This window comes from bacterium, from assembly GCA_035527515.1.
Taxonomy (GTDB): domain Bacteria; phylum B130-G9; class B130-G9; order B130-G9; family B130-G9; genus B130-G9.
Map to the genome: position 1 here is coordinate 1 of DATLAJ010000096.1, position 4,221 is coordinate 4,221.

Below are 4,221 nucleotides of genomic sequence, written 5' to 3' on the forward strand. Positions count from 1 at the left end.
AAGTCGCCCCAGTTCGTCATTCCGATATACCAACGCACCTACTCCTGGGCGGAGAAGGAGTGCCGGCAGCTTTGGGATGATATCCTGCGCACTGGCAGCAACGACGCCATTTCAGCTCACTTCGTCGGCTCCATCGTTTACATCGAAGAGGGTCTGTCTCAAGTAATGATTCAATCACCCTTGCTTGTGATCGACGGCCAACAACGCTTGACTACGTTAACACTTCTACTCGCCGCGCTGGCTGGGGAGCTGGACAAACTTGATGATGCAAAGCGCGAGCCTGTGGATGGTTTTTCTCCGCGAAAACTCCGCAATTACTACCTGCTTAATCCGGAGGAAGAGGGTGAACGGCACTACAAACTAGTCCTTTCGCAGACGGACAGAACCTCGCTTATTGCAGTTGTCGGCGGAAACCAACAGCCGTCGGAGCCCTCTCTACGCGTCACAGAGAACTTCGCACTATTCAAGTCTTGGATCGCCGCCTGCAAGGGTGATCTTGTTTCGCTATGCATGGGGCTGGCCAAGCTGACGGCGGTGGATATCGCGCTCTGCCGGGACCAGGACAATCCTCAACTCATTTTCGAGAGTATGAACTCGACAGGGCGAGAATTGACCCAAGCCGATCTCATCCGCAACTTTATCCTGATGGGATTGGAGTCAAAATTGCAGACTACACTTTACGAGCAATACTGGAGACCAATGGAAGTGGACTTCGGGCAAGACGCCTACGGCACTCACTTTGACCGTTTCATGCGCCACTACCTGACGGTAAAAACCGGCGATATTCCAAATGTCCGCGCCGTGTATGAGGCGTTCAAGGTTCACGCCCGTTCACCAGAGATTGCTCAAGATGGTGTGGAGGCGCTTGTTGCGGACATCCGCGAGTTTTCCCGTTTCTTCTGCGCGATGGCGTTGGGGGCGGAGGCCGATCCGGCTCTGAAGCTTGCCTTTCAGGACCTCCGCGAACTGAAGGTAGATGTTGCATACCCATTCTTGTTGGAGTTGTATCGTGACTACGACAATGGCGTCCTTTCTGGTGAGGACTTTGTGGTTGCAGTCAGACTGATCGAAGCATACGTCTTCCGGCGCGCCATCTGTGCCATCCCGACCAATTCACTAAACAAGACATTCGCCACCTTCACCAAGGCGCTCAAGAAAGACCGTTATCTTGAGAGCATCCGGGCCCATCTACTTGGGATGCATTCCTATCGCCGCTTTCCGACAAATGACGAGTTCCGCCGCGACATCCGAACCCGCGACCTCTACAACTTCCGCAGTCGTAGCTACTGGCTGCGCCGACTGGAAAACCACGGGCGTAAAGAGCGCGTATCGGTGGACGAATACACCATCGAGCACATCCTGCCTCAGAACGAGAACCTCTCCGCCGCATGGAGGACAACACTGGGTGCGGACTGGGAGCGCATACAAGAAACCTGGCTGCACACACTCGGCAATCTAACGCTCAGTGGATGCAACTCAGAATATGGCGACCGAAGTTTTGCCGAGAAGCGCGACATGGAGAACGGCTTCAAGGTAAGCCCGCTCAAGTTGAATGAGGGGCTCGGCCAACTCGACAACTGGAACGAGGACGCCATCAAGACCCGTGCCAAGAAACTAGCGAGCATGGCGCTTGATGTCTGGACTGCCCCAAAGCTATCGGACGATGTGTTGGCGGCATACAAGCCCGAGACCTCACGTTCGGGTTGCACGATTGCAGATCATCCGCACCTACTCACGGGGACGATGCGCAGTTTATTCGAAGCCTTCCGCCGGGAGATACTCGCGTTGGACCCATGCATTACCGAGGAGTTTCTTAAGCAGTACGTCGCCTACAAGGCGGAGACTAACGTCGTGGACGTTGTGCCACAGGCAAAGCGCCTGCGGCTGTCGCTCAATATGCGATTCTCCGAGATCGTTGATCCAAAGGGTATCTGCAAGGATGTGTCTAATCTCGGCCGCTGGGGAAATGGTGAGGTCGAGATCGGCCTGGCCTCAGTGGATGAGCTGCCCTATGTTATGGGTTTGGTGCGTCAATCCCTTGAAAGACAGATGGGCTCCAGTGGCGATGAATGAGCTGCGGCGCGAGCGGCTGGCTGTCTGCCACGAACTGGAGGGCAGGATCGCTGATTACAGGGTTGCCATCAAGAAGGAAGAGCGGTTCAATCGGCAGGTGGAACTACACAGGAAGATGAAGGAACTGGAGAAACAATTGCAGAAGTTGGCTGCCGGGCTTTAGGCAGGAGGATAACGCACATGGAAAAACTGGACCGGAAGACAGGCGGCTCCACTCCGGACATCGTGGAAAAGAACATTGAGAAGCTGAGGGAGCTCTTCCCAGAAGTCTTCACTGAAGGGAGGATTGACTTCGAGACTCTCCGAGAGACGCTTGGCGACCACATAGATGGCCGTGACGAGCGATACAGCTTCACCTGGAGCGGCAAAGCACGAGCACGGCGCCTCGCCCAGACACCTTCTACGGGGACACTCAGGCCGTGCCCAGAGGAGTCGGTCAACTGGGATACAACGCAGAACCTCTTCATCGAGGGCGACAACCTGGAGGTGCTGAAACTCCTGCAGAAGTCCTACCACAAAAAAGTCAAAATGATCTACATCGACCCCCCATACAACACGGGCAACGATTTCATCTACCCCGACGACTTCCGCGATGGCATCAAGAACTACATGGAACTGACCGGCCAAACGGACGGAGAGGGCCGGAGGCTCTCTACCAATGCTGAGACTTCCGGCCGCTATCACACGGACTGGCTCAACATGATGTATCCTCGGCTGAGGCTCGCTCGGAACCTCCTGCGCGTTGATGGGGTGATTTTCATCTCGATTGACGACAACGAATCGGCGAACCTAAGAAAGCTTTGTGACGAGGTTTTCGGGGAAGAGAACTTCGCGGCAGACTTCGTGTGGGAGAAGAAATATACGACGAGCAATAACATTGAAGGCGTCAGTTCGGTTCACGAGACGATTCTCTGCTATTGCCGCAGCTCAGATGAATTGGGAAGTGCAATAAATCGCCTGCCATATACGAAAGAGGCACGGGCCCGGTATAGCAATCCCGACAATGATCCACGTGGTGATTGGATGGATGTATCGTATCACGGGCCCAAAGCGCCATCAGAGCGGCCAAATCTGAACTACGTAATCGTGCACCCCAGAACCAACGAAGAAATACGGCCAAGAGAAAAATCCTGGGCATATGAAGAGAGCGTCTTTAGGAAGCATGTATCTGAGGGAAGACTGTATTGGGGGAAGGATTTCACCTATAGGGAGCCAAGGCTGAAGAAATTCCTCTCTGAGATGAGTGGAGGGATTGTGCCTAGGACCCTGCTTGGAAATAAGGCCGTGGGGGGCACTTCAAACGGGCGGAACGATTTGAGGACTATCTTTCAGGACAATAGCGGCGCGATTTTTGACAACCCTAAACCGGCCTCTTTGCTGAGGCATCTACTCGCCGTTGGAAGCTGTCCTGATGGTATCATCCTCGACTTCTTCGCCGGAGCATGCACGACCGCGCACGCGGTCCTCGAGCTACCCCAGGAACCCGGTGGGAACCGCAAGTTCATAATGGTGCAGTTGCCTGAGCCGTGTGACGAGGGTTCAGAGGCATTCAAAGCTGGTTACGGAACCATTGCGGATATCGGGAAGGAGCGCATCCGCCGCGTGATCAAGAGAATCGAATCGGAGCGGGCGGAGAGAGCAGACAACTCGACCGGGGACTTGCCTGGCATGGCCGAGGAGAGGGCCGACCTTGACCTCGGCTTCAAGGTCTTCAAGCTCGACGCAAGCAACATCAGGCCGTGGGACGCCGACTTCGACAACTTGGAGCCAGCCCTGTTCGACGCGATCGAGAACATCAAACCGGATCGGACGGAGGCGGACGTGCTCTACGAGCTCCTGCTCAAGTATGGCCTTGACCTGGCCGTCCCGATTGAGAGGCGCGAGATTGCGGGAAAGACGGTTCATATCATCGGCGCTGGGGCGCTCATCGTCTGCCTGGCAAAGGACATCACCTTGGACGTCGTGGAGGGCATTGCCGCGCTGAAAGAGGAATTGAAGCCGGAGATAATGCGAGTGGTCTTCAAGGATTCCGGCTTCAAGGACGACGTGGTCAAGACCAACGCTATGCAGATTCTGCATCAGGCGGGCGTCGAAGACGTGAAGTCGCTATAGGAGAGAGTGTGGATCAATTTCGTGGCGCCACGAAAT

3 protein-coding genes are annotated in these 4,221 nt (G+C 55.1%); all 3 read left to right on the plus strand.

What is annotated here, in order from left to right:
- Positions 1 to 2,073 (plus strand): DUF262 domain-containing protein (locus VM163_07265; protein ID HUT03671.1); only part of this gene is annotated, 2,073 nt, incomplete at its 5' end.
- The gene (locus tag VM163_07270; GenBank protein HUT03672.1) at positions 2,066 to 2,236 is read left to right on the plus strand and encodes a DUF4391 domain-containing protein; all 171 of its coding nucleotides are present in this window, start codon (positions 2,066 to 2,068) and stop codon (positions 2,234 to 2,236) included. The genes VM163_07265 and VM163_07270, both read left to right, overlap by 8 nt.
- A gap of 17 nt (positions 2,237 to 2,253) precedes the next feature.
- Positions 2,254 to 4,185 carry a site-specific DNA-methyltransferase gene (locus VM163_07275; GenBank protein HUT03673.1) on the plus strand — a complete coding sequence of 644 codons (1,932 nt, stop codon included), beginning with the start codon at positions 2,254 to 2,256 and terminating at the stop codon, positions 4,183 to 4,185.
- Positions 4,186 to 4,221 lie beyond the last annotated feature (36 nt).